Here is a 3097-nt window from a genome sequence, read left to right on the forward strand (position 1 = left end):
GTGCGCACGCCTGCCAAACCTTTCAGCGCCACCGGGGGTCTCAAGCTGCTGCAGGGCAACCTGGGCCGTAGCGTGATCAAGGTCTCCGCCGTGCCTGACGACCGCCATGTCATCGAGGCATCGGCCCGGGTGTTTGATTCGCAGGAAGCCTTGCACATCGCCTTCAGCGCTGGCGAGTTGAACCGCGACGTGGTGTGTGTGGTGCGCTGGCAAGGCCCGCAAGCCAACGGCATGCCCGAGCTGCACAAACTGACGCCGCCGCTGGCCGTGTTGCAGGGCAAGGGATTCAAGGTCGCGCTGGTCACTGACGGCCGCATGAGCGGCGCTTCGGGCAAGGTGCCGGCCGCCATTCATGTGTCGCCCGAAGCCGCTGCCGGCGGCCCGCTGGCCAAGGTGCGCGACGGTGATGTAATTCGTGTGGATGCCATCACTGGCGAATTGAAGGTGCTGGTGAACGATGCAGAATGGACCGCGAGGCCGGTCGACACCATGCCTGCCGATTTGCGCGCGGCCAACGGCATCGGCATGGGACGGGAGCTGTTTGCCGGTATGCGCCGTCACGCGCTGACGGCTGAAGAAGGAGCTTTATCGTGGATGTGAACCTGAACGTCAGCGGAAAACTGACCCCCCTGCAGATCATGCAGGACGCCCCCGTGATACCCGTGATTGTGCTGACCGACGTGAGCCAGGCGGTGCCGCTGGCACGTGCGCTGGTGGCCGGTGGCATTCGCATGCTCGAAGTCACCTTGCGCACGCCGCAAGCGCTGGCCTGCATTGAGGCCATTGCACGCGATGTGCCGGAAGCCGTGGTGGGTGCGGGCACTGTGCGCAGTGCCGCCGATGCCCAAGCCTGCGCCATGGCCGGTGCACGCTTTGCGGTGAGCCCCGGTTACACCCATGCGATGGGACAGGCCTGTAAGGATTCCGGCCTGCCGCTGCTGCCAGGGGTGGCTACCGGAAGCGAGATCATGATGGCGCAGGAGGACGGCCTGACGGAACTCAAATTTTTCCCGGCCATGCAGGCGGGTGGCCCGGCCATGTTGAAGGCCTGGAACGGACCATTCGGCGACGTGCGGTTTTGCCCGACGGGCGGCGTCACGGTGGCCAATGCGCCTGAGTTTCTGGCGCTGCCCAATGTGGTGTGTGTAGGCGGGTCCTGGTTGACCCCTGCGGACACGCTGGCTCGCGGCAACTGGTCACACGTCACTGCACTGGCTTTTCAGGCCTGCCAGCTGGCACGCAATGCTGCCTGAGCCTGGCAGCCTGCCCGCTATTTATGAGGAAAATAGCGCTCCCAGCCTTGCTGGATGAGCGAAAGCCGCTATTAAAAGAATAGCAGCGAAGTGCAATGAACTAACGCAGGCCAGCGCCCGAAGCGCTTTCATCGCGCTGGATCAGCTCAATCTTGTAGCCGTCCGGGTCCGTCACAAAGGCAATCACCGTGGTCCCGCCCTTGACCGGGCCGGCCTCACGCGTGACGTTGCCGCCAGCGGCCTTGATCTTGTCGCAAGCTGCATAGGCGTCAGGTACGCCCAGCGCGATGTGGCCAAAAGCCGTGCCCATGTCGTAGCTTTCGGTGCCCCAGTTGTAGGTCAGCTCGATTTCGGCCTGCGCCGGGTTGCCTTCATAGCCCACAAAGGCCAGGCTGTATTTGTACTCGGGATTTTCCGAGGTGCGCAGCAGCTTCATGCCAAGAACCTGCGTGTAGAAGTCGATGGAGCGCTGGAGACTGCCAACGCGCAGCATGGTGTGTAGGAGTCGCATGGTGATGAAGGTGGGGAGTGGCGGACTGCCCATTGTCGCCAATCTTCGCTCCCTGTGCAGGCCGCATGCGTAGGGATGCAAAGCTGATGGCGATGCATGCCGCGCAATGACCGATGAGGGGCTTCGCGCGGTGGGATTTCCCCGGGACTACCTTGTTGCCGCCAAAGCCTCCAGCATTTTTCCTTGCAGCAACTTCATGTCGCCATTTTTCAGGATGTAGCCATTCATGCCGGCGTTCAAGGCTGTCCTGACATCAAGCTCATCGGAGTTCCCGGAAAGTGCGAGGATAAAAATACCCTGATGCTCCCAATCCCGCGAGCGAATCGCCTGGGTCGTTTGCACGCCGTTCAAACCGGGCATGTTCATATCCATCAAGATCAAATCGACGCTTGGTGTGCTGTCCAGGTGGGCCAGAACCTGGCGCCCCCCTTCGGCCTCCAGCACTGTCAAGCCCCAGCTTTTCAAGCGCTCGCCCACCATGATGCGGTTAAGTTCGTCGTCTTCGGCCAATATGACGGTTCTGCCTTCCAGCACATTGCCGGGGATGGCCGGGCTGGCTGCCTGCCGAGGCGCTTCCGGCGCTGCGGCGGCCTTGCCCATCCCGGTTTGCGGTATTGGGGGGAAGGTCAGCGTGAACTGTGTAAATTCACCGACCGCGGAATCGCAATGAATGTCACCACCAAAGCTTTGCATGGTGCGTTTGCAATACGACAGCCCAAGGCCTGTCCCCTCGGCCTTTCCTGAGGTCATGAAGGATTCAAACAGGTGTGCCAGCACCTCCTTGTCGATGCCCGGGCCCGTGTCTCTGACGGTCACCTTGTGATCGTCTATCGTCAGTACGATTGTTGCGCCGGACTTTTGGTCGAGGTAATAGAGCGCGTTCTTGATCAGGTTGAAGAGCACAAAAACATAAGGGGTTTCGTCCCCGTAAAAGGTGAAGTCCTTCACGACACGCACTGTGACACTGTCACGTAAGTTGCCACCATCACTGCGCAGGTGCCGATCGGGAAAACTGTATTCGTCCACCGCCTTCTGAGTTATTTTTGCGGCGGATAAATACTCAAATTTGCTTCGGTCCACCGCGCTGGACTTGAAGGATCCCAGGATCAGGTCAATCACCTGGTTACCCCTGTGTACAGCGATCTCCCCCATGTTGACAAACTGGCGCATGCGGGAAGTGTGTTCGGCGGGGACCGCGATACCGTTCGCGGGTAGCATTTCCCCGATACTCTCCAGGCTCATCTTGGCCTGTGCGAGCGGGTTGCGCATTTCATGGGCGATCGAGCCGGCAAGGGAGTTTGCAATGCGCAATTTCTCGGCATCTATCTGCTTT

General features: G+C 60.5%; 3 protein-coding genes and 1 pseudogene. 2 read left to right on the forward strand and 2 right to left on the reverse strand.

Features of this window, described 5'->3' with window-relative positions; translation table 11 throughout:
* Positions 1-600 (forward strand): annotated as a pseudogene (locus AC1D1P_RS19065) (phosphogluconate dehydratase); the annotation flags it as partial.
* Positions 591-1253, forward strand: coding sequence for a bifunctional 4-hydroxy-2-oxoglutarate aldolase/2-dehydro-3-deoxy-phosphogluconate aldolase (eda, locus tag AC1D1P_RS19070; RefSeq protein WP_477674053.1), 663 nt, complete (start codon positions 591-593; stop codon positions 1251-1253). The pseudogene AC1D1P_RS19065 and the gene eda, both read left to right, overlap by 10 nt.
* A 100-nt stretch (positions 1254-1353) precedes the next feature.
* Here the strand turns inward: eda and gloA are convergent, their stop codons facing one another.
* Positions 1354-1764 (reverse strand): lactoylglutathione lyase, encoded by a 411-nt coding sequence (gloA, locus tag AC1D1P_RS19075; protein ID WP_477671402.1) that lies wholly within the window; start codon positions 1762-1764, stop codon positions 1354-1356.
* A 147-nt stretch (positions 1765-1911) separates the two neighbouring features.
* Positions 1912-3097: hybrid sensor histidine kinase/response regulator (locus AC1D1P_RS19080; protein WP_477674054.1), on the reverse strand; the 1186-nt coding region annotated here is incomplete at its 5' end.

It is taken from the genome of Polaromonas sp. P1_E1_2, assembly GCF_056406035.1.